General features: G+C 55.5%; 21 protein-coding genes. 10 read left to right on the top strand and 11 right to left on the bottom strand.

Annotated features, from left to right (window positions below; all coding sequences use genetic code 11):
* The first annotated feature begins 10 nt into the window (after window positions 1-10).
* On the top strand, window positions 11-2,983 hold the full coding sequence (locus tag Pla144_RS02160; RefSeq protein ID WP_146447674.1) for a hypothetical protein: 2,973 nt from the start codon (window positions 11-13) through the stop codon (window positions 2,981-2,983).
* A gap of 60 nt (window positions 2,984-3,043) precedes the next feature.
* Here Pla144_RS02160 and Pla144_RS02165 read toward each other — a convergent pair whose 3' ends face one another.
* Window positions 3,044-3,796, bottom strand: a complete 753-nt coding sequence (locus Pla144_RS02165) for an alpha/beta hydrolase-fold protein (protein ID WP_146447675.1) — start codon at window positions 3,794-3,796, stop codon at window positions 3,044-3,046.
* 119 nt (window positions 3,797-3,915) lie between these two features.
* On the opposite strand from Pla144_RS02165, the gene Pla144_RS02170 reads away from it, so the two are divergent.
* The gene (locus tag Pla144_RS02170) at window positions 3,916-4,890 is read left to right on the top strand and encodes a UDP-glucuronic acid decarboxylase family protein (protein ID WP_146447676.1); all 975 of its coding nucleotides are present in this window, start codon (window positions 3,916-3,918) and stop codon (window positions 4,888-4,890) included.
* A 10-nt stretch (window positions 4,891-4,900) separates the two neighbouring features.
* Here Pla144_RS02170 and Pla144_RS02175 read toward each other — a convergent pair whose 3' ends face one another.
* Window positions 4,901-5,311, bottom strand: coding sequence for a VanZ family protein (locus Pla144_RS02175; RefSeq protein WP_197530323.1), 411 nt, complete (start codon window positions 5,309-5,311; stop codon window positions 4,901-4,903).
* Window positions 5,312-5,533: 222 nt separating this feature from the next.
* Here Pla144_RS02175 and tadA point away from each other — a divergent pair, with 222 nt between their 5' ends.
* The 4 genes from tadA (at window position 5,534) to Pla144_RS02195 (ending at window position 7,805) form a co-directional block, all read left to right on the top strand.
* The gene (tadA, locus tag Pla144_RS02180; RefSeq protein ID WP_261342307.1) at window positions 5,534-6,049 is read left to right on the top strand and encodes a tRNA adenosine(34) deaminase TadA; all 516 of its coding nucleotides are present in this window, start codon (window positions 5,534-5,536) and stop codon (window positions 6,047-6,049) included.
* Between the two features lie 70 nt (window positions 6,050-6,119).
* Window positions 6,120-6,281, top strand: coding sequence for an NAD-dependent epimerase/dehydratase family protein (locus tag Pla144_RS25265; protein ID WP_197530324.1), 162 nt, complete (start codon window positions 6,120-6,122; stop codon window positions 6,279-6,281).
* Window positions 6,282-6,325: 44 nt separating this feature from the next.
* A complete protein-coding gene (locus Pla144_RS25270; protein ID WP_197530325.1) occupies window positions 6,326-6,970 on the top strand; it encodes a GDP-mannose 4,6-dehydratase in 645 nt (214 codons plus the stop codon).
* A 262-nt stretch (window positions 6,971-7,232) separates the two neighbouring features.
* On the top strand, window positions 7,233-7,805 hold the full coding sequence (locus Pla144_RS02195) for a hypothetical protein (protein WP_146447680.1): 573 nt from the start codon (window positions 7,233-7,235) through the stop codon (window positions 7,803-7,805).
* Window positions 7,806-7,835: 30 nt separating this feature from the next.
* Here the strand turns inward: Pla144_RS02195 and Pla144_RS02200 are convergent, their stop codons facing one another.
* From Pla144_RS02200 to Pla144_RS02210, 4 genes are all read right to left on the bottom strand, one after another.
* Window positions 7,836-9,539 (bottom strand): serine/threonine protein kinase, encoded by a 1,704-nt coding sequence (locus Pla144_RS02200; protein ID WP_146447681.1) that lies wholly within the window; start codon window positions 9,537-9,539, stop codon window positions 7,836-7,838.
* Entirely contained in the window at window positions 9,536-10,162 is a 627-nt protein-coding gene (locus Pla144_RS02205) for a sigma-70 family RNA polymerase sigma factor (RefSeq protein ID WP_146447682.1), read from the bottom strand. Before Pla144_RS02205 ends, Pla144_RS02200 begins: the two co-directional genes overlap by 4 nt.
* A gap of 126 nt (window positions 10,163-10,288) precedes the next feature.
* Window positions 10,289-10,462 carry a hypothetical protein gene (locus Pla144_RS24405; protein ID WP_197530326.1) on the bottom strand — a complete coding sequence of 58 codons (174 nt, stop codon included), beginning with the start codon at window positions 10,460-10,462 and terminating at the stop codon, window positions 10,289-10,291.
* Window positions 10,453-10,713: a hypothetical protein gene (locus Pla144_RS02210; RefSeq protein WP_146447683.1), complete on the bottom strand. Its 261-nt coding sequence runs from the start codon at window positions 10,711-10,713 to the stop codon at window positions 10,453-10,455. Before Pla144_RS02210 ends, Pla144_RS24405 begins: the two co-directional genes overlap by 10 nt.
* Before the next feature lie 555 nt (window positions 10,714-11,268).
* Between Pla144_RS02210 and Pla144_RS02215 the strand changes: the two genes are divergently transcribed.
* Window positions 11,269-12,846 carry an FAD-dependent oxidoreductase gene (locus Pla144_RS02215; protein WP_146447684.1) on the top strand — a complete coding sequence of 526 codons (1,578 nt, stop codon included), beginning with the start codon at window positions 11,269-11,271 and terminating at the stop codon, window positions 12,844-12,846.
* Between the two features lie 255 nt (window positions 12,847-13,101).
* Here the strand turns inward: Pla144_RS02215 and uvrA are convergent, their stop codons facing one another.
* Window positions 13,102-16,011, bottom strand: a complete 2,910-nt coding sequence (gene uvrA, locus Pla144_RS02220; protein WP_231936125.1) for an excinuclease ABC subunit UvrA — start codon at window positions 16,009-16,011, stop codon at window positions 13,102-13,104.
* Between the two features lie 228 nt (window positions 16,012-16,239).
* Here uvrA and ilvN point away from each other — a divergent pair, with 228 nt between their 5' ends.
* Both ilvN and ilvC read left to right on the top strand, forming a co-directional pair.
* The gene (ilvN, locus tag Pla144_RS02225; RefSeq protein WP_146447685.1) at window positions 16,240-16,773 is read left to right on the top strand and encodes an acetolactate synthase small subunit; all 534 of its coding nucleotides are present in this window, start codon (window positions 16,240-16,242) and stop codon (window positions 16,771-16,773) included.
* 315 nt (window positions 16,774-17,088) lie between these two features.
* Window positions 17,089-18,093, top strand: coding sequence for a ketol-acid reductoisomerase (gene ilvC / locus Pla144_RS02230; protein ID WP_146447686.1), 1,005 nt, complete (start codon window positions 17,089-17,091; stop codon window positions 18,091-18,093).
* 86 nt (window positions 18,094-18,179) lie between these two features.
* Here ilvC and Pla144_RS02235 read toward each other — a convergent pair whose 3' ends face one another.
* Both Pla144_RS02235 and Pla144_RS02240 read right to left on the bottom strand, forming a co-directional pair.
* The gene (locus Pla144_RS02235) at window positions 18,180-18,539 is read right to left on the bottom strand and encodes an HPF/RaiA family ribosome-associated protein (protein ID WP_146447687.1); all 360 of its coding nucleotides are present in this window, start codon (window positions 18,537-18,539) and stop codon (window positions 18,180-18,182) included.
* 260 nt (window positions 18,540-18,799) lie between these two features.
* Window positions 18,800-19,375 carry a transglutaminase-like domain-containing protein gene (locus tag Pla144_RS02240; protein ID WP_197530327.1) on the bottom strand — a complete coding sequence of 192 codons (576 nt, stop codon included), beginning with the start codon at window positions 19,373-19,375 and terminating at the stop codon, window positions 18,800-18,802.
* A 147-nt stretch (window positions 19,376-19,522) separates the two neighbouring features.
* Here Pla144_RS02240 and Pla144_RS02245 point away from each other — a divergent pair, with 147 nt between their 5' ends.
* Complete coding sequence (locus Pla144_RS02245) at window positions 19,523-20,116, top strand: HAD family hydrolase (protein WP_146447688.1); 594 nt, start codon at window positions 19,523-19,525, stop codon at window positions 20,114-20,116.
* A 50-nt stretch (window positions 20,117-20,166) separates the two neighbouring features.
* Here the strand turns inward: Pla144_RS02245 and Pla144_RS02250 are convergent, their stop codons facing one another.
* The gene (locus Pla144_RS02250) at window positions 20,167-21,528 is read right to left on the bottom strand and encodes an MFS transporter (RefSeq protein ID WP_197530328.1); all 1,362 of its coding nucleotides are present in this window, start codon (window positions 21,526-21,528) and stop codon (window positions 20,167-20,169) included.
* Window positions 21,529-21,553: 25 nt separating this feature from the next.
* Window positions 21,554-21,754 carry a hypothetical protein gene (locus Pla144_RS02255; protein ID WP_146447689.1) on the bottom strand — a complete coding sequence of 67 codons (201 nt, stop codon included), beginning with the start codon at window positions 21,752-21,754 and terminating at the stop codon, window positions 21,554-21,556.
* Window positions 21,755-21,793: the final 39 nt, after the last annotated feature.

Genomic DNA, 21,793 nt, shown 5'->3' on the forward strand with positions numbered 1-21,793 from the left:
GCCTCTCTTCATGTTTACCCGCCTCACGCACGCTGCTGTTGCCTTCGCCATCACCGTGGTGGTCTACCAGGTGTACGTGTTACTGGCAGTGCCGTTATTGGAGCCGAATCGGCGGGCTAATTTGATCGATCTAGCTGAGTTGGATCTTGCGGCTAAGCCGCGCGTTGCTACGCACAAGCACCGAGAAATGCTCGCTGCCTACTTCCCCGCCGATCACTGGACACTTCAGAAGCCCCCCAAGAGTTTCGACAATGGCCAGGCGATGATTCTGGTGGATGATTACCAACCGCACGAATCGGGTCAGGTTCGCGTGCAGAAATGTGCGTTGTTATTCTTCCCCCATGAGCGCGTGATGGGCGAAACACCTCCTCGCGATGCCGTCATCCTCGAAGCACCTCACGGGGCCATACTCCAACTCGACGAAGGTTTCCTTGCCGGTTTCAAAGGGGTCGGTCGCATGCAATGGGCAAAGCTGCTCGGCGAAATTACCGTCCGCAGCGATATGCGCGAGCAAGGTCCCCAGGACGATCTCCTGCTCAAGACCCGCGATCTCTACGTCAATCAAGATTTGATTCGCACTGATGCCGAGGTCGAAATGCGACTTGGTCCCCATTGGGGACGAGGCAAGATTTTAGAAATCAGGCTGGTAGCCATCGAACGAGGACGAACCTCGGCTGCGGGTCCCGACATCGGCGGGATCGATTCCTTGGAAATTCGACAAGACGTCGCCGCTGAATTGTCGATCGGTGAGACCACCCTGTTGGGCAACAACGACTCGAGCCAGGAAACGCCCCCGGTCGAGGTCCGTAGCCAGGGACGTTTCAAATTTGATTTCTCCACCAACGTGGCATCATTCATCGACCAAGTGCGATTGAAACAAGTCTACTCCAATGGTGCCCGCAATCGCTTGCTCTGCGAAGAGCTCAACCTCTATATGGCGACCGACCAACAGTCTGTGCTCGATGAGGAATCGTCCTATCCAACTACTTCGGTAGCTGGCCGCGCCCGTACCCTCTCCCAGCTGCTCCCAGGAACCGTGGAAGCCCACGGCACCGATCTCAAACCCGTGGAACTTACCGTAGAGACCCATGCAGCTTCGGCACGCTGCGGCTTGTTGCGGCTAGAGTTAGGTCCCCAACGTGTCACCTTCAGCAGCCAGGATGAAATTGAACTCAAGTACAAAGGGAACGAAATTCACGCACCCCTGGTGCAATACCAGGCTCCACCAAAGGCCTCTGGCTATCAGATCGGTACGTTGCTTGCGGCGGGGAACGGTTGGCTCAAATCGGCAGCGAATTCTTCTCAGCGTGTTGAGCTCCGCTGGACCGATGGCATCAACATGCGTCACATCCAGGGCAAACCCGTCCTTACTGTACGCGGAAGACCACGGCTGACGACATCAGCTGGCCGTCTGTGGGCCGACGAACTAGAAATGGTTTTGCGCGAACGTGCCGTCGACGGTAGCGAGGAGGATTTGCTCCCCGCCGATATCGCCCCCGAAAGGATGACCGCGCGGGGGCACGTTGATATCGACTCGACACAGCTCAGTGGCAAGATCAATCGCCTGAAAATCGACGTACAATATTTGCCAATCGATCTCTCGCTAGGGAATGCCAGCGGTGGCGCTCCCGCCAGCGCGCTACTGGGGGGTGGGACAAATGCCTCGGCACGTGCCTATCGCATCGACGGCGACACATTGGACATCGGAGTCATTGTCCGCGATGCGCAACCCCAAATCAGCTCGCTGGACGTTCGCGGCGAACTCGAATTTCGCGAAGAAGCTGCCAACGGTGCTGGAGCACAGCCTTTGATAGTTCGCGGAAAAGAGTTGCAGATCAGGAACGCCGAGACCTCCGCCGCCAAAATTTCACTCCGCGGACAACCAGCAACCATTACCGCCGCGGGGATGGCCATCGAGGCCGTCGAGTTGCAGGTTAACCGGGGTACGAGTGCGGCTAAGATCAACGCACCGGGGCAATTGGTGTTGCCCATCGAGCGCGATCTCCAAGGTCAACTCCTCGCTCAACCTGAACCACTGGAAGTCACCTGGCAAGGGGGCATGAATCTTGAAAACGATCGCGTCATCTTCCACGGCAATGTGGTCGCCCGCACTTCCTCTGGCCAGCTTAACACCGAACGACTCGTGGTAGTATTATCGGCGTCCATCCAATTCGATGGCACCACCCAGGCCAGCCAAACCCAACTCACCCAGCTGGAATGCTGGGAAGGGGTTTCCGCTCAGTTCATCCAACGTGATGCCGTGGGAATCACATCGATTCACAAGATGAAGCTCAAGTCGCTCCGCGCCAACCAAGTCACTGGTTTGGTCGACGGCAACGGTCCTGGCGTGATCGAGTCGGTCCATCTCTCGACAAGCGCGATGCCCGGCGCTCCTGCGGCCCCCTTCGCTGACGTGACTCCTTCGACGAACTTCTCAGCGGTGGGCGCGAGCCGCATTCCTCAGAATCTACGATTCCTACGGGTCGACTTCCTCCGAGGCGTACAAGGGAATCTCAACGAGGACCGGGTGGCGGTGGAAGGTGATGTAAAGGCCGTTTACGGTCCCGTCGATTCTTGGGAGCAAACCTTGCCAACGCAACTGCAGGGATCCCCCGCTCCGGACACGGTTTACATCGAATGCCAAAGCCTGCAAGTGGCCCAAAGTCCAGCAGCCCGTTTACAGCGAGACCCCCGTACCGGTTCGGTGGAACTCCTTGCCGAGGGACATGTGATTATAGAAGGCCTGGCTGGCAACCAAGGCACTTTCACTGCCAACGCCCATATCGCCAAATATGACCAACAGAAGTCGAAGTTCTTATTGCAAGGTGACGGAGTCCGGCCCGCGACACTCACCGGTCAGAAATCCCCTGGTGCCCAATTAAACGAGCAAACCTTCAACAGCCTCGAGTACAATCAGTCCACCGACGAATGGAAAGCCACCGGCGTCGGCCGCGGCCAACTCAACGGATTCCCAGGAAAGTAGTTCCACCCCCCTTAGCCGCGACGCGCCGTCGAGTCTCACGAGACAAAGCGGAGCGCGGAGTCAAACCACCCGCAATCGTTCCTGTTCCAAACTTTTCATCAAAAAATCGAATGCCGGCTCTGCCATTCTCGCAACATACTTCCAACTATGCCCGCCTGCTTGGGTTTCAAGATCGCACTCATGAAGTACGCCAAGCGAAAAGAGTTTCATCCGCAAGCGATCCGCTGAGTCCCACCACCGAAAGTCATCGGGGTCGCAGCAGAACCATTGATGACGGGGCCAATTCAAGGGATGAATGTGCAGCGTCGCGGTGTCTTGCCGGGCATCCTCAGCATCGCGATACATGCGCGAGAGCGTCGGGTCTCCCTCGTCGATCTTTTTCTGAAAATCGATAGCCGGGAAGAATGCCGCCACGGTGGGGAATAGGTTTGGGTACTTGTAGGCGAGTCGCAGCGCCCCCTGTCCTCCCATACTGACCCCCAAGAGCGCAATCTGCGGCGGACGACAATCCCAACGCTCCGCCACATAAGGCAGCACTTGCTTCAGTAAGTACTGCTCCACACTAACCTCCGGATCAAACTCCACGGAAATCCGATCCGACCACCAAGTCTCCCCCGTCACCGGGGCGATGGCCCGCAGGCCATGCTGCTCCAATTGCCGAGTAATCCGCGGCTGATCCGCCAGATTCTCAACCGAGCTTCCATGAAGATAGAGTATCGTGTACCCATGAGGGGAAACAGTGCCAGGCTCGAAAACATGACACGGATGCCCCGCAACCTCGGTAGTGGTCCATTGATCGGCAAATGTTGACATGGGGCCAAAGCCGCTCTTTCGTACTTGGTCATTGGGTGTTCGTCATTTAGAATAGACAATCTACAGCAATCCAGTGCAAAGTTACAATCAACATCCCAGTAGAGAGATATTAAACCAGTATGTCGGCAAGCAAGCGAATCTTAGTTACGGGCGGGGCAGGGTTCTTGGGTTCGCACCTCTGCGAGCGGATGGTCGAAGACGGTCATGATGTGATTTGTCTCGACAATTTCTTCACCAGCCAGAAGACCAACGTGGCCCATCTGCTAGACAAGCCGAACTTCGAGCTGTTGCGCCACGATATCACGCACCCGATCTTTCTCGAAGTCGATCAAATATACAACCTTGCCTGTCCCGCTTCGCCGGGACACTATCAGTACAATCCCATTAAGACAATGAAGACCTCCGTGATGGGGGCGATCAATATGCTCGGGCTAGCCAAGCGGTGCAATGCCCGGGTTTTGCAGGCTTCTACGAGTGAAGTGTACGGTGATCCCGAAGTCCATCCCCAAACCGAAGACTATCGCGGCTCAGTCAATCCAATCGGCCCGCGGGCATGTTACGACGAAGGCAAGCGCGCAGCCGAAACCTTGTTCATGGACTATCATCGGCGAAACAAAGTCGATATTCGCATCGTGCGGATTTTCAATACCTATGGCCCGCGCATGCATCCCTACGATGGCCGCGTCGTTTCGAACTTCATTCGCCAGGCGCTGCTGGGCGAAGACATCACTATCTTCGGTGATGGCTCCCAGACCCGCTCGTTCTGCTACCGCGACGAACTGGTCGAAGGGATTATCCGCATGATGAATGGCCCGGAAGATTGCCTTGGCCCCATTAATCTCGGTAACCCGGTCGAGTTCACGATCCGCGAGTTGGCCGATTTGGTGATCGAACTCACCGGCACAAAATCAAAGCTTGTCAAACGTCCGCTACCAGCAGACGATCCGACGCGCCGACAACCAGACATCACTCTCGCCAAGAAACATTTGAACTGGGAGCCCAAGGTGCCACTCCGCGACGGGCTGGCAGAGACGATCAAGTGGTTCCGCACGATTCGACTAGAAGACTACCGCGCTCCAACGCCGAACTACTGAGCATCTTTCGCTACGATAAGGGACGAGATCCAGAATTGCGTAGCAAGAAACGGTAGAGCAGCGGGCGCAGGCACCGAAAAAGCGTCAACCCGACGATTATCCCTAGCACATCGCACAACCAGTCGAGACCATCACAAGTGCGTCCCACGGGAATTTGTGTAAGCTCGTCTATTGCACCATAGAGAGTCGCTCCGAGCCAGACGACAAAATAATGAACAGGTTGCAACGGGCCCGTACTCAACTCCCAACTCGCCAGGATGCCAAAAGTCAGGGTCGCATAGGCCAGAAAATGAATCCACTTGTCGGAATAATGGAATGTGTGTACCGCGTCGCTCGGAATATGCGTGCCAATAAACATGACCACCAAGCACAACAAGGTGGCTCGGCGGGCCAGCGTTGCCGCCCATTGAATTCGATTCATAGTTGTCGTGACTCGTTGACTCATACGGAAGTTCCAACAAGGTATTGTAGCAGGGAATTCATGCCCAGGGAAAAGCTTGCCGGATTTCAGTATTTAGATTCTGCATTAGATGGGGCAGGCTGTGCGAGTTTTTGTACGATTGCCACCTCTCAGGGGTTCGTCTGAGCCTTATTTTGCCGAAAATTCGCCCACCATTCGACTGCCACAAAGCTATCAATCACTATGACTGCACCCAATTCTGAACAACTCCAGCGAGTCGAAGACGAGCGCCTTATGGGCCTGGCACTGGCTGAGGCTGCTGTGGCCGCAGCGGCTGATGAAGTACCTGTGGGGGCCGTGATCGTCTACAACGGCAAAGTGATCGCCTCGGCCCACAACCAGCGCGAGCAGCTAAGCGATCCGACCGCCCATGCCGAGATGATCGCTATCACTCAAGCAGCTTCGGCTCAGAATTCCTGGCGATTGGAAGACTGCACGCTGGTTGTCACCCTGGAACCATGTCCTATGTGTGCCGGCGCAATTGTGCAGGCCCGCATCCCGCGCGTCGTCTACGGGGCAGAAGATCCCAAAGCAGGTGCTGTGCGCAGCCTTTACAACATCCTCGAAGATTCCCGTCTGAACCACCGCGTTGAAGTTGTCCCAGGTATTCTGGCAGAAAAGTGTGGCCGCCTGCTTACCGATTTTTTCCAGCAAAAACGCCTCTCGGCAAAATCGATACTGCCAAATCATGAGCGATAATTGATAGCTAATTTTCCTTCGACTCCATTCCAATTTTCGTCATTCAATTTCTTTCATTGATAGACCTATCTTGATTACCGGAGGTACCGGCTTCATTGGAAGTAAGCTGGTCCGCACTTGTTTGCGTGACACAAGCTGTCCGGTTGTGAATCTCGACAAGCTCACCTACGCCGGCCATCGAGAATCGCTCGCGGATGTCCTCGACGATCCACGGCACACCTTAGTCGTATAAGACATTGCTGACGGACCATTGGTAGCCGAAATCTTGTATGGCAATTGCCCCCAAGCAATTATTCATCTGCAGCCCAATCACACGTCGACCGATCGATTTCCGATCCGGCAATCTTTGTTGTCACCAACGCGGCAGGACCCTGCACTCTCTTGGAAGCGGCAACCAGCTATTGGCGAGAACTGCCCCCAACCGAGAGAGACATTTTTCGCTTTCTTAATGTTTCGACCGACGAAGTTTATGGAGCGGCATCACAGGGTGATTGCTTTGATGAACAAAGCCCTCTCGCACCAAATTCACCATACGCCGCCTCCAAAGCTGCCGGTGAGCTACTGGCTCCATGTGGAGGATTGTTGTCGGGCACTTGTGGCGATTCTGGCAAAAAGCCAGCCAGGGGATCGTATGTAGTGGGTGGAAACTGTTGCCTGACAAATCGGGAAGTCGTTGCCACTATCTGCGATCATGTTGACCAACTCTTGGACGATGGAGCGATCCGTCACGAGTTGGTTTCACAGGTTGCTGACCGCCCCGGCCATGATCGCCGCTATGCGGTTGATGCCAGCCACTTGCGTGCAAAAATGGGTTGGAAACCACAGATCGATTTCAAATCGGAACTACGTGAAACGGTCCGTTGGTACTTAAAAAACACCGACTGGGTCGAGAATGTTTCCCGTCGAGCTGTTTCCCATTAATCGTCAGATTGCTCGAAATTCAAATCTTCAGCTCTACGGCTACCGGTTCTGTCGCCCACGCGGATTCTGTCTATTAGTCCTGTTTTGGCGTGCCTATTCGATCTCCCAGGCACCCACATGAGGTGAGCTACACTTGGACAAGCATTCGGTAGTCCTCGCGGGGGGGAGATTTATTTGTCCCCGACCGCTTTTTCTCCTACAATTAAACAAAGCCCACATGGAATCGAACAGATTTCTCAGGTAACTAACCAACAGGCAAACCATGTCCAAAATCAATCAAACTCTCGCGGTTCTCTTGGCACTTGCACTTCTCGCATCATCGAGTGCAAACGTCTCTGCTCAAAATGCAGGAGCTGCTGCGGTAAGCAACTTAACAAGGGCTAACAGTGCTGCCAACTTCACCGTACAACAAATTCAGCGACAAAATATTTCTCAGTCCATACCGGTAACGGGAGTAGCGGGTGTAAATCGTCGCAACTATGCACCGAGTTATCTTAATGACTTGTCCCAGAAACAAAAACCGTTTTCGAGAATTGATCGGGCACCTGCGGTGAGCCCCTATCTGGCCTTGTCGAATCCATTCTCGACTGCCTCGGATTATTACAACATCGTCAAGCCCCAACAGCAACAAGAGCGAATTAACCGCCAGATTGCTCAGCAGCAGTATGTTCAGCAACGGCGTCTCAATCAGGTTGCGGCCCAAGGACCCTACTCCGTCACTGGGAACGAAGATCTCGCACCGACGGGCCATGCTGCCACATACATGCACTTTGGTTCATTCATGAACACGGGCAATTTTTTCGCTCCACCCACTCGCTCGAAGCAAGATCGATAGACTCTTATTCAGTCGCATCCGCCTGGTAAATCACTCGGGTGGACTGACAACATCGAGACTGATTCTGGTGCTCAGCTCATTCCGTTGGCTCTGGCGATAGTATTTCCAGCCGGGAATGAAAAACGTTGCCGCGCTAACTAAGCCGTAGACGGACACACCGTACTCAAAATCATTACGCTGCATGATCGCCATGACAATCGCCATGGCAAACAGGGCCGCCGCGTGGAAGTAGAAGCTCCCTGCAAGGATCCCCCCCTTTACCACGAATACCATTCCGCTGATCAACCCCAACACGGGCGACAAAGTCAGCACTGGCAGGCCGAGTAACTCTTCGACGCAAAAGAGCAGAATTACGGCGATGATGCTCGCACCCCAGGCATGGGCGATTTGCCTCTCGACCGCCGTCACAGGCCCTGCCCGGCGCCGCAAGGCCCAGAAAATCGGTGCCCAAATTGCAAGGCCTCCACCCCACAATGCCAAGTAAGGCCAAGGCCCCGCCATCGCAGGCCACTTATCACGTTCCAGATAGAACCAATTCGTTACCAGACACATCACCAACAATACCGCCGCGTGCCACATCCACAACACGCCCCAGTTCTCCAACACGGTCGCATGATGAGTCTCACGAAACACACGGGCGACAACGTCCGTGAGCCGACCGCTTCGGGCAAGAAGCGAATCCCCCACTAAGAACGCTTCTAGGTCATCGGCCAACGCTTCCGCCGAAGAGTACCGCAATTCAGTCGGTTTCTGCAGACACTTGAGCGTGATCATCTCCAGATCGCGATTTACAGTTCGATTCAACAGTCGCGGCGGCAACGGATCTTGCTCTAGCACCATTAGCACCGTGTCCACGGGAGAAGACCCCTGAAATGGTGCCCGACCAGTAAGCAGCGAATAAAGAATCGCTCCCAAACTATACACGTCACTGACCGGACCGACGCGCCCTCTTCCTGGGGCTGCTTGCTCGGGAGACATGTAGGAGGGTGTGCCGAGTATCGAACCCGTTTGCGTGAGCGATGCCCCGGCAGTCACATGTTTCGCCAAACCAAAGTCGGTCACATGTGGCGTCCCCGTTTCATCGAGCAGGATATTAGCCGGCTTGAGATCGCGATGAATCACTCCACGACTGTGGGCGTATGCAATTGCCCTGGCGATGTTCAGCACCAGCCGAACCGCCTCTTCTTCGGGCACTGGTCCCAGTGCAATGCGCTTCGCCAGGGTCTGCCCTGTTATGAGTTGCATCCCAAAATACTGCCAGCCGTCGCTCTCCCCCACTTCGTAAATCGGCACGATGTTTGGATGCTCCAACCGCGCCGCAGCAGCCACTTCGGCTTGAAACCTCGCTTTGTCTGTCGGCGAAGCCTGTGCCCCTTGCAAGATGAGCTTCAGAGCCACATCGCGCCCCAGACTTCTCTGCCGTGCGCGATACACGATACCCATCCCCCCGCGACCAATTTCTTCCGACAACTCGAAGTCCCCCAACTCCCGCGGAGGTTGCATATCCAAAACCACCGGTGGTGTCATCAAAGGAGTAATATCCTCCTGCGAATGATGCGCGACCGCATCCACCAGCATCGCCGTCCCCCACAACTGGCGCAGGTCATCGGCCAGATCAGGATGGGAATTCGTCAACTCCTCCAGGCTGGGTCGATCGGCAGGTTCCTGGTCGGTTAGCTGCGCCAGAATCTCCGCAAGCTTGAGGTCATGGCGTTCATCGGCAGTTGGCGTCATGGCGAGTTGTCCGTGCCATCCATCAATTCCCGTAACCGGCGCATCGCCCGCAGATACCGCATGCTCGCTGCCTGCGGTGTGAGATCGAGCGCCTGAGCCGAATCACTATTTGAAAGATGCTCGAAATGCCGTAAGTACACGATCTCTTGATCGAGTTCCTCCAGTTGCTCGCACGCCTGTTGAAATCGCAATTGCAATTCATGCCATGTTGCTGCGGCAGCCGGAGTCAATTCCTGATCGCTGAGCTGTGCGACCAGATCGAACGAAGATTCATCACCTGCGGCAGCTACCAACGGTTGTTCTCGGTCTAGGCTTCGCCGCGCCGCTCCCCGATGCCGGCGATGAGCATCGATCAGCCGATCCTTCGCCATCTGCCGCAGCCAAAGATGAAACGGCATCACTGGGTTGGCTAGATAATCGGCCAGTCGCCGATTCGCCTCGATCATCACCTCTTGCACGATGTCGCTGGCATCGACCCGTCGCTTGATCATCTTATCCATCCGCAGATCAATCATTCGCCGCACCGATGTTCGATGCCGATCCAGCAATTGATTCACCGCCCCGTCATCCCCTTCACGGGCGGCGGAAATTAACTGTTCAGTATCCCCACGATCAGGCCACATATCTCCAGTATCGCAGCCCATCACTACAAAGACAACGCACAATAGCCGGCATCGTCTGGGAGCCGTTGATTACCGCTCAAACCCCGGCACCATAAGCCCCTTGATAGCCTCTGGCAATCGAGGACCCTACTGATAGAACTGCGGATCATCGCTCACTCGCCATACCACGCCATCTCGCAAATAGAGCTTCCGCTGCTCCACCAAACCAAAGGGTCGGGCGCCAACTCGCCCGAATACCGCGATCTGGTTCCCCGACTCGTCGACAGCCCTATCTCGGTCGAGACCTTCCGTTATCGCCAACGCCTTCCCATTGCCAGCTTCCGCGTGGCGATCAACCTCGGATATGGCCGCGGGCTTAATCCCGCAATGCCTGGGGTGTCGGCCGATGTGAGCTGCAGCACATGCATCCCATGTTCCCGGTCCGCCAGATACGCGAATGCACTCGCATTAGTGATCCCCAACTTCACATCGTGAAGGTCGCAAATCTTCCCGTTGGCAATGAAAATCTGGTCAACAAACGGCTTGGTAGGTTTCTCCACATCCACAATCATCAGCCCCTCGTGGCCTGCGGTTCGTCTCGCTCGGTCACATCCACTGCCTCAATCCCATGTTCTCCGGCTGCCACCCAGAAGAACCTCCCGATGAAATTGACACAGTTCGAACCCTGCATCAGCAGCGTCGCTATCCAGGCGTTGTTGCTGTTATCGACCGACAGTCCCCTGCGTGGTCGTTGGTTCCCAAAAAATTCAACGTCGGGTCCAACAGCCGTGTCTTTTGCAAGCCGATCAACACCGGATCAGTCCGATTGATCGTCCCCAGCGCACGATTGCTCAGCCGCTGCCGTGGCCGCCCCGGCTCTTCTTTGCGTTTGGGAATCCCCACCAATCAGCGCAGCACTCACCACGAACCACTGCAAAGATCTTATAGAGTGAGTCCACGATTCCATTCGTGCCCTTCCTTGATCGTGCCCCCAAAAAGCGATAGCATCTAAAGTTGCCAATATGCCGCACCCCATCATTCAAGCTCAAGACAAGTGTCGCTAGCACACTTACTACTTGCGGTTTAAGTACCCTTCTTCCTCTAATCTCCAACCAACCGAATCAAGTATGATACGTACTCTTCTCTCCGTCGCAGTGGTAGTCTTCTTACTCAGCTCTACTGCTGTCTGGTCAAGCGAAACCGTAAAAGACTACGACATCGTGGTCTATGGCCAGACGAGCGCAGGGGTCATGGCCGCCGTACAAGCCAAGCGAATGGGTTTGTCAGTCCTTCTTGTCGGCCCCGACAAGCATCTTGGCGGGCTCTCAAGCGGAGGACTCGGTGCGACCGACATTGGCAACAAACAGGCGATTGGCGGATTGGCACGCGAATTCTACCAGCGCGTGGGCAAGCATTATGGCGAGGACGAAGCTTGGATGTTTGAACCTCACGTTGCCGAAAAGACATTCGAAGAATTCATTGCAGACAACCCCTTCGAGGTACAACGTGACGAATGGCTTGATCGCACCCCCGGCACCGGGCTGACCATCAAAGATGGTCGCATCATGTCGATCAAAATGCTCTCCGGTAATACGTATCACGCTAAAATGTTTGTCGATGCAACTTACGAGGGCGACCTTCTCGCGGCGGCGGGCGTTACGTATGCAACTGGCCGGGAACCGAACATTCAATACGGTGAGACTCTCAACGGCGTAGAGATTGCTCAGGACCGCTTCCACCAGTTCGAAGCACCAGTCGATCCGTATCTCAAACCAGGTGACCCATCAAGCGGCATATTGCCAGGTGTGCACGAAGGAGGTCCTGGCACGCAAGGGGAGGGCGATCACCGTATCCAAGCCTATTGCTTCCGCATGTGCCTGACCGATGCCCCTGCTAATCGTGTTCCTTTCCCCAAGCCTGCCGATTACGATCCGCTGCGCTACGAACTGTTGCTACGCACAATCCAAGCCGGTGCAAACAAGCACCCTCGGGGCTATTTCACAACGACCCGTATGCCAAACGGAAAAACCGACTCCAACAACTGCGGTCCATTCTCCACCGACAACATCGGCATGAACTATGAATTTCCCGAAGGGGACTACGCCACCCGCCAGGAAATCTTCGAGGATCACAAAACATATCAACAAGGCTTCATGTGGTTCTTGGCCAACGATCCGCGTGTGCCTGAGTCGCTCCGGCAATCCACGACTCAATGGGGATTGGCTAGGGACGAATTCGTGGATAACGGTCATTGGCCCCACCAACTTTATGTCCGCGAATCACGGCGAATGGTCGGCCTCTATGTGATGACACAGGCAAACTGCCAGGGCAAGACAATCGCTAAAGAATCCGTTGGAATGGGAGCATACGGCATGGATTCCCACCATGTGCAGCGCTATGTAGATGCGAACGGACACGCCCGCAATGAAGGAGACGTCGAAGTCCGTGGCTTCGAGCCTTACACCATCGCCTTCGGCTCGATCGTGCCCAAGAAGGATGAATGCACAAACTTGATCATACCAGTATGCCTCTCGGCAAGTCACATCGCCTATGGTTCCATCCGCATGGAGCCGGTATTCATGGTCCTCGGCCAAAGTGCTGCAACGACAGCAGCACACGCCATCAATGAAAACACAGCTGTGCAGGACGTAGATTACGCCAAACTCCGCACGAGATTATTAGAAGACAAGCAAGTGCTTGAGTAGTTCATACGCATCCAGTTATCTGCGACGGAATTATTCCACTTTCAAAGTTGCCAGAACTCCTTTCGCCATACAGTTCTCTCAGTCGAGAGACCATCTATGCCCCGACTCATTGAGTAACCCCAGATCGCGACTGCCACGGGAATCAAACCGAATCGCATCGAAGAATTCGCAGGAGGAGTGAGCACAGGGCACATCTGCCTCTGTGGAGTCCCGGACTGCATGGCAGTCTGGCTAGTGGTGGCTTGAATATGGACGTTACTTCATCAAAGCCTTCCGCAGATACCGCCCCGTGTGGCTTGACTCGCATTCGGCAACCTCTTCCGGGGTACCGACAACCACCAATTGGCCGCCACCCTGGCCCCCCTCGGGGCCGAGGTCGATGACCCAGTCGGCGCACTTGATCACGTCCAGGTTGTGTTCGATCACCAGCACCGTATGGCCCAAGTCGACTAACTGCTGTAGCACGATCAAAAGGCGGCGGATGTCGTCGGTGTGCAGGCCGGTGGTGGGTTCGTCGAGGATGTAGAGTGTTTTGCCGGGAGAGGGTTTTCCTAGTTCGGCGGCCAGCTTGATGCGTTGGGCCTCGCCACCAGAGAGGGTTGTTGAACGTTGGCCCAGTGCCAGATAACCAAGACCTACTTCCACCAGACTCGTGAGCATGCGGTGAATTGCTGGGTGATTTTCAAAGAATTGTGCTGCGTCAGCGATGCTCATAGCCAGCACATCGGCGATTGACTTTTCTTTGTACCGCACGGCGAGGGTTTGCCGATTGAATTGTCGGCCGTGGCAGGTGGGGCAGGTGACGAACAGGTCGGGCAGGAACCGCATCTCGATCCGCTTTACCCCTTGGCCTTGGCACTCTTCGCAGCGGCCACCTTTTGTGTTGAAGCTGAATCGCCCCAGTTTGTAGCCGAGTTGCTTGGCATGTTTAGTGCCTGCGAAGACGCGGCGGATTTCGTCAAACACGCCGGTGTAAGTGGCGGGGTTGGAACGGGGGGTGCGACCAATCGGGGATTGGTCGACGTGGATCAGGCGATCTAATTTGCTCGCGCCACGCAATGCTCGATAGGGACCAGGGCGGGCAGAAGCCCCATTGAGTTTGCGAGCCAAAGCATGGGCCAGCGTGTCGACTACCAACGAACTCTTGCCCGACCCGCTTACGCCAGTCACACAAGTAAGCGTCCCCAGCGGGAATTCCACGTCGATCTCGGCCAGGTTGTGGACGATCGCCCCTTCTAATTGAAGCATGCGAGTCTTGGCAATCTTGCGCCGCTCGCTGGGCACGTCGATCCTCTGCCGACTGGAGAGATAATCTCCAGTGAGCGACGTAGGGTCCGCCGCCACCTCGGCGGGTGTTCCCTCGGAGACGATTCGTCCCCCGCCGCTGCCTGCACCGGGGCCGATGTCAATGAGCCAGTCGGCGGCCCGCATGACGGCTTCGTCGTGTTCGACAATCAGCACGCTATTGCCTTGCTCTTGAAGCTCACGGAGTGATTTGATCAGCAGATCATTGTCGCGGGGGTGCAGGCCGATTGAGGGTTCGTCGAGTATGTAGAGCACGCCGACCAGCCCCGAGCCGATGCCGGTTGCCAGTCGCACACGCTGCATCTCGCCGCCGCTCAGCGTATCCGCAGGGCGATCGAGGGACAAATATTCGACGCCGACTTGGTTAAGAAAGCGCAGTCGCTTGAGGATTTCCGCAACCAGGGGCTCGCCTATCGGCTGTTGCTGCGGGGGGAAGCGGAGCGAACTGAAATAGTCGTGGGCCGCATCGATAGCTAGGGCAGTGATCTCGTGGATCGCTAATCCTGCAAGCCGGCATGACCTTCCTTCGGGTTGTAGTCGTGAGCCGCCACATTCTTCGCAGACCACTTCGGAGCGGAAAAAGGCAAGTCGCTGGCGAACACTGTCGCGCTTGGCCTGAGCGTAATCCATTTCGAGATGAGCCAATAACCCGGCCCACTTGGCCCCATCGCCCTGCAAGAATTTGCGACGAGTCTCGTCAGGCCACTGGTCGAGAGGTGCCTCGTCGCTGACCTTGGCCTTCGAAATAAAGCCGGATATCAATTCCTGATGACGCTTTTTTCTGGCACCCGTAACATTCCGCCAGGGAGCAATTGCTCCCGCTGAGAGTGAGAGTGTCAAATCGGGCAGCACCAAATCCGGATCGAACCCTTCGCGGCTTGCCAGTCCGTCGCAGGTGCGGCATGCGCCATACGGGCTATTAAAGCTGAATGTGCGCGGCTCGACTTCGGCTAGGTTGCGTTTACAGTCGGGGCAGGCATAGAGCGTGCTGAAGACCCGCTCTTCCCATCCTTGGCCATTTTCACCCGAACCATTTGCCCCGTTGGCTAGTGCCTTGGCTTCGGGCGTGAGATACGAAATCCGCAGCGCTCCTTCGCCATGCTTTAGCGCCAGTCGCACGGACTCGGCCAGACGGTTTTCAAGCCCCTCACGAATGATGACGCGATCCACCACGGCATCGATATCATGAAGTTGGCCGGTCTTTAGTTCGGGAAGTTGCTCCAACTCATAGGTTTGGCCATCGATCCGCACCCGGACAAATCCCTCGCGACGGATGCGGTCGAGTACGTCCGAGTGTTTGCCTTTGCGGCCTCGGACCATGGGGGAGAGAATCATCACCTTGGTCTGCTCGGGGAGCGCGGCGATCGACGTGTGGATTTCGTTGGGAGTTTGTTGGGTGATTCCCGTGCCGCAATCGGGGCAAGCCATGTCGCCGACGCGGGCCATCAGGACGCGCAGAAAATCATAGATCTCGGTCACCGTCGCCACGGTGCTGCGGGGATTGCTGCTGGTCGCGTGCTGGTTGATGGCGATCGTGGGTTGTAGGCCTTCGATCACGTCCACGTCGGGCCGCTCAAGTTGATCGAAGAACTGGCGGGCATAGGTGGAGAGGCTCTCGACATACTGCCTTTGACCCTCAGCCAGCAAAGTGTCGAAGGCAAGCGAACTTTTCCCCGATCCGCTGAGTCCTGTCATGACCACCAGGCGGTTGTGCGGGATATCGAGGTCGATGTCTTGCAGATTGTGGGTCCGCGCCCCGCGAATCCGGATTGCATCCTCGTTCGACGGCGGAGTGCCGCCCTCGACGGGGTCGGAGATTGAGGCGGAGCTGGCCATGCGGCTGCGGGTCCAAGGACACATATAAAGATCGGCTCCCTGCGAAGGATATCGCGAGGTAGCAAAACCGTTCAGCCTACCAGCGGGGGAGGAAAAGTCCAATATCCAACGATCAATGACCGATTTCTGCTGCAAATCAACCCATTGGTCATTGGGATTTGGACATTGGTCCTTAGCGGATCGGGCCGCTTGTCCCGGGTCACTAACCCGATTATCATCGAGAGTTTCGTACGTTTACCGGAGTCGATCATTATGCGTCATGTCTTGTCTGCCCTAGTGCAGAACGTGCCAGGTGTGCTGGCCCACGTCGCGGGCATGTTTTCCTCGCGCGGCTACAACATTGACAGCCTTGCTGTGGGGGAGACTGAAGACCCTCATCTCTCGCGGATGACCTTTGTGGTCGTCGGTGACGATAGCGTGCTGGAGCAAGTCCGCAAGCAACTTGAGAAAATCGTCACCGTCGTGCGGGTGGACGATATCAGTTCCCAGGAATTTGTGGAACGCGATCTGATGCTGCTCAAGGTGCGGGCCGAGGGTGACAAGCGGACCGAGATCGGCGAGCTTTGCCAAATCTTCCGTGGCCGCATTGTGGATGTCGCGCCGGATCAGGTGATCGTCGAGATATCCGGGCAAGAGAAGAAGATCCAGGCATTTATCGAACTGATGCGACCTTTTGGGATTCTCGAATTGGTGCGTACCGGTCGCATCGCCATGGTCCGCGGCTTGAGCGAATTGTCCAATGAAATGGGATCGATCCACGCGGTTGCCAGCGAAGAGAGCAGTTAAGATATTGACCGCGGATGAACACTGATTGGGCGGATAGACGCGAATTAAATGTTTGTACAGGAGATAACAAAGGCAACTGAGTTACGAGGCAATACCGGGATAACGAAGAGATTCAACGTAAAGGCCGCTGAGGCGCTGAGGATTGCGGAGAACACGAATCTCGGCGCCTATGTGTTTTCAAGTTTCGATTCAGAATTCTTAGTGAGACTGAATCTGCGCTGATCCGCTAAATCAGCGTTCCTCAGCGGCCTATTTCTTCCCTAAACCAATTGAACAATCAACATTCTCTAGACTTAAGAAACAGGAAACTACCACATGGCCGCTACTATTTATTACGACAAAGACGCCGACATCAAAGCCTTGGCGGGGAAGACTGTGGCGATTATTGGCTACGGCTCTCAGGGGCATGCTCATGCCCAGAACCTGCGCGACAGTGGCGTGAATGTGGTTGTCGGCCAGCGTCCTGGTGGCCCCAATTATGAGTTGGCCGTGAGTCATGGATTCAAGCCTGTATCGGCAGAAGAAGCGGCCAAGCAGGGGGACGTGGTCAATATCCTATTGCCCGATGAAGTGCAGGCCGACGTGTATCGCAATTCGATCCGCGATAATCTGTCGCCGGGCAATATCTTGATGTGTTCGCACGGATTTAATGTTCACTTTGGTCAGGTGGTTGCCCCAAAGGGGGTTGATCTTCTGCTGGTAGCCCCCAAGGGTCCCGGGCACTTGGTCCGTAGTGAATTTGTCGCAGGGGGTGGCGTTCCCTGTCTGATTGCACTGGGTGATGGTGCCAGCGAAGAAACTTTCAAGATCGGCATGGCCTACGCCAAGGGAATCGGTGGCACGCGCGGCGGAGTGATCCGCACCACGTTTGCCGAGGAGACCGAGACCGACCTGTTTGGCGAGCAGGCGGTACTCTGTGGCGGTGCGGCGGCCCTGGTGAAGGCTGGTTACGAAACGCTGGTTGAAGCCGGCTACCAACCCGAGATGGCCTATTTTGAGTGCATGCACGAGCTGAAGCTGATCGTTGACCTGTTCTACCAGGGAGGCCTCAACTACATGCGTTATAGCGTATCGAACACGGCCGAGTACGGCGACTACACCCGCGGCCCGCGAATCGTCACTGACGAAACCAAGGCCGAGATGAAGAAGATACTCACCGAGATCCAGAACGGCGAATTTGCCCGCCAGTGGATTTTGGAAAACAAGGCAGGCGCCCCCGCCTTCAAGGCCGTGCGTCGCCGCGAGCGGAATCATCCCGTCGAGCAAGTGGGGAAAGAACTGCGGAAGATGATGTCTTGGATTGAGGAGAAGGAAGTTTAGGTCTCGTCACTTCCAAAAAAGATTCACAGCTGCAACGCCCAGGGATTGCCATCCCTGGGCGTTGGCGCATCACACTCGGCTCTCACTTAGAGATTTTCGTCCACCTCAGGATAATCTCGAACTTTCCTACGAGGGTCTTTTATTCGATCAAATTCGCTAGCGAGCTTTTTTTCGAGTTTTGTGATCGCTCCGTCCAAGGCACGATCAACCGAGTCGGATTCTGCCGTCACGGAGAGAGGCTGTCGCCCAGAGATTCGGGCTTCCATGACGCAACGCTTGTCGTTGGCCCCAGACTTGGTGCCACTGTTTTGATCAGAGAGATGAACTTCTACTCTTGTTATTTGCTTTAAGAAACGATCAAGGGCCGATTCTACGAGAGACTCAACATAGCCTGTGAGTTTCGCATTGCCTTCGATGTGGTTGTCGGTACTGAGGTTGATTTGCATATTTTGCTCTCCGTTCAATAATTGTCGTATCAGAAAGGCCTTGCCGGTCGAGGCAACTGCAATCCCTACGCCTCCTACGTAAAGAATTACATCTTTGTTTTCTCAGGAGTTGCGATTCCAATATCTTTCATGATAGAGACTATTTGTCACTTATCTATAGGCGGCGCGAGAGTAGCTCGTTGGGTATGTGCCTGTCGTATACGCCTATCAAGCATCCCAAAAAACTCCTGATTAAATCGGATCTATAGAGTCCGTCAACTTTAGCCTCGATCTGGCAGATTCGCCAACACCGCATCCCAAGTTGCATGGGTTCGCAGCGATTCAACGACCACTGGAAGCGGTTCAGCATAGATATCAGGCAATTCCTGCTCTCCATCTACCTGGATCGCGAAAGCAAGCCTCTCTTTCGGAGGAGTGAATTGGCCATCCACATCTTCTCGATTTCCCCGGGCATCCATCCGGTACCATCCGATCCCGGGAAGTTCTACCGCATTGAGCCCATGCAGACAAAATGGCGCACCCGCGCCATTGATGCTAAGGCGTTGGTAACAGAGTCCTGCCGGGAGCCCATTCGCCCTCAGCAATGCCGCCAGCAGATGGCTTTTCGCGTAGCAGTAACCGGTGCCTGCGGCGAGCACTTCTGACGCAGTACAGGTTACCGGATTGAGTTGGTAGTCGCTGCTGTGCTTGATTTCATCGCGAACCCATTCGAAACATCTTCGGGCCACGGCTAGCGGGTCGCGACACCCTTCGGCCAATTGTTCAGCGAGTTGCCGGACTGCCGGGGTTTGCCAATCAATGAGTTCGGTTGAAGCAAGATAGGGATTTATTGCCATTTCGAGGTTAGTCGTGATGATTTGGAGAGATCGTACTTTCCTTACAGATGATTCTCAAGAGTATCAGGTTCACAGCAATTGGCTTAAATTGCTATACTATCACCTCCACCAAAATAATTTCTCTCCCTGCGTACCCCCCCACCTGCCATGCTCCCCATTCCTTCTGATACTGTCGCGCTGTTGTTCGATTGTGACGGCACACTTGCTGACACAATGACGCTCCACTACGAGGCGTGGCATGAGACACTGTTGCCGCATGGGGTGGATTGTCCGCGGGCACTCATCGACGACAATGCTGGGGTTCCTACCACCACGATAGTTGCGGAGGTGAATCGACTCTACGGCAAAACACTCGATGCCCAGCTGATCACGCACGAAAAAGAAACTCGTTTCCACGAACGAATTCACTTGGCCCGCCCAGTGGAAGAGGTCCTGGCTACGGCACATGCCTATTTCGACAAGTTGCCAATGGCGGTCGTGTCGGGAGGAACTCGCGAAATGGTGCATGCGATCTTGAAGTGCATCGACGCGGAGTCCCTGTTTCCTGTTGTCATTACGGCCGACGATCCGGTGGCCCCCAAACCTTCGCCCGATGTGTTTGTCGAGGCAGCGCGAAGACTTGAGGTCGCGCCTGAGAAATGCCATGTGTTTGAGGATGGCGATCCAGGGATTGTCGCGGCCAAGGCTGCGGGGATGACTTTCACTGACGTTCGCGTGGTGCTCAAGGCCAAGACTGGGTAGAAATTCATTTCAGTGACGCTCGGGGATTGCAATCCCCGGGTGTTGGCAAACTACTCCGGTGGGATGCGGAGTTCGGTGGCTTCTTGGATGCCGGTGGCGATTTCGGGCAGGATCCCCTTTTTGCGGTAGATCGGTCGCAATTCTTCGCGGAGTTCTGGCAAAATGCGAAAGAACCAGATGCCGCCCAAGACACAGCCCATGCCCCCGATCGCGAGTGTCAGCGGGGCTCCCCACCGCTCAGCGATTGTGCCGGCCAGCAGGCTGCCAAAGGGGGCGGTGCCCATGAATGCCATCACGTAATAGCTCATGACTCGACCTCGTTTGTCCTCATCAACAATGGTTTGCAGCAGTGTGTTGCTGACCGCCAATTGAGTGATGAACCCCAGGCCGGTGACGACCAACAGCGGTATCGAGAGCCACAGTGAACGGCTCATCGCAAACAAAACGAGACCCGTACCAAACATGATTGCGGCAAGCGGAATGTATTTGCCCAAGTGGAGCACAGACCTGCGTGCGGCAAGCACCAACGCACCGATGAGGGCACCGACTCCAGTGGCTGCCATCATTAGCCCGAGGGTGTTAGGTCCTCCTTCGAGCACCTTGTCAGCCATCACGGGCATCAACACGGTGTAGGGCATGCCCACCAGGCTCACCAGTGCCAGGAGCAACAAGATACTGCGGATCAGTCGCGACCGGGAAACATAGGTCCAGCCCTCGCTTAGCTCATGCCAGACGCGTTTTCCCTGGAAACTCTGGCGGGGTCGTGCCGTGATCTTGATGGCACACAACGACCCCAGCACCGCGATGTAGCTCACCGCGTCGGTCATAAAGCACCAGCCCTCTCCTACGGCGGCGATCAGCATGCCGCCGATCGACGGCCCAATCAGCCGCGCGGCATTGACCATCGAGGAGTTCAGTGCAATCGCGTTCGACAAATCGTCCTTATCCTCGATCAATTCTACCAGCAAGGACTGCCGAGTCGGCATGTCGAAGGCATTGATTAACCCCTGGAAGATGCTCAGGGCGACGACCTGCCAGATGGTGATCAGGTTCGTGAGAGTTAGCACGGCCAAGGCGAATGAGTGAACCATGGCAAGCACTTGCGTGAAGATTAGCAGGTGATGTTTGTTCGTGCGATCAATGAAGACCCCGGCAAACGGGGCCAGCAAGAAAGAAGGGAACTGACCGGCGAACCCCACGATCCCCAGCATGAGCGCGGACCCAGTAAGGCGATACACGAGCCACCCGGTGGCAATACGCGTCATCCAGGTTCCGACGAGTGAAATACTTTGGCCGTAGAAGAAGAGGCGAAAATTGCGGTGCGCCAGCGCTCGCCCCATGTACGAAAGCCTAGAGTCGATAGCCGAGGGAGATGTCGCTTCCGCTTCCTTCGAAGTCGATGGTGAACTCATGGGGATTGCTTAAAGCCGATTCGCCTCATTTGCCAGCGGACTTATTTTCCCATTCGTTCAAACGTCCTTCAAGGTGGTCTAACGTCGCAGCGATCTGTTGCAGATAGCTGATGATAATCGCGTGCGTGTATTGTGCATCGATCCCGACAGGGGAGTCTTTCAGATTGATGTGCTCGATGATCTCAGCCAAGTCGGCCTTCGACTGCGACATGGGGTCGACGGACATGACTGAACTTCCTTGTGGGGAACCTGATGATGCAGCGTG

The organism is Bythopirellula polymerisocia (assembly GCF_007860015.1).
In the GTDB taxonomy this organism is placed as follows: domain Bacteria; phylum Planctomycetota; class Planctomycetia; order Pirellulales; family Lacipirellulaceae; genus Bythopirellula; species Bythopirellula polymerisocia.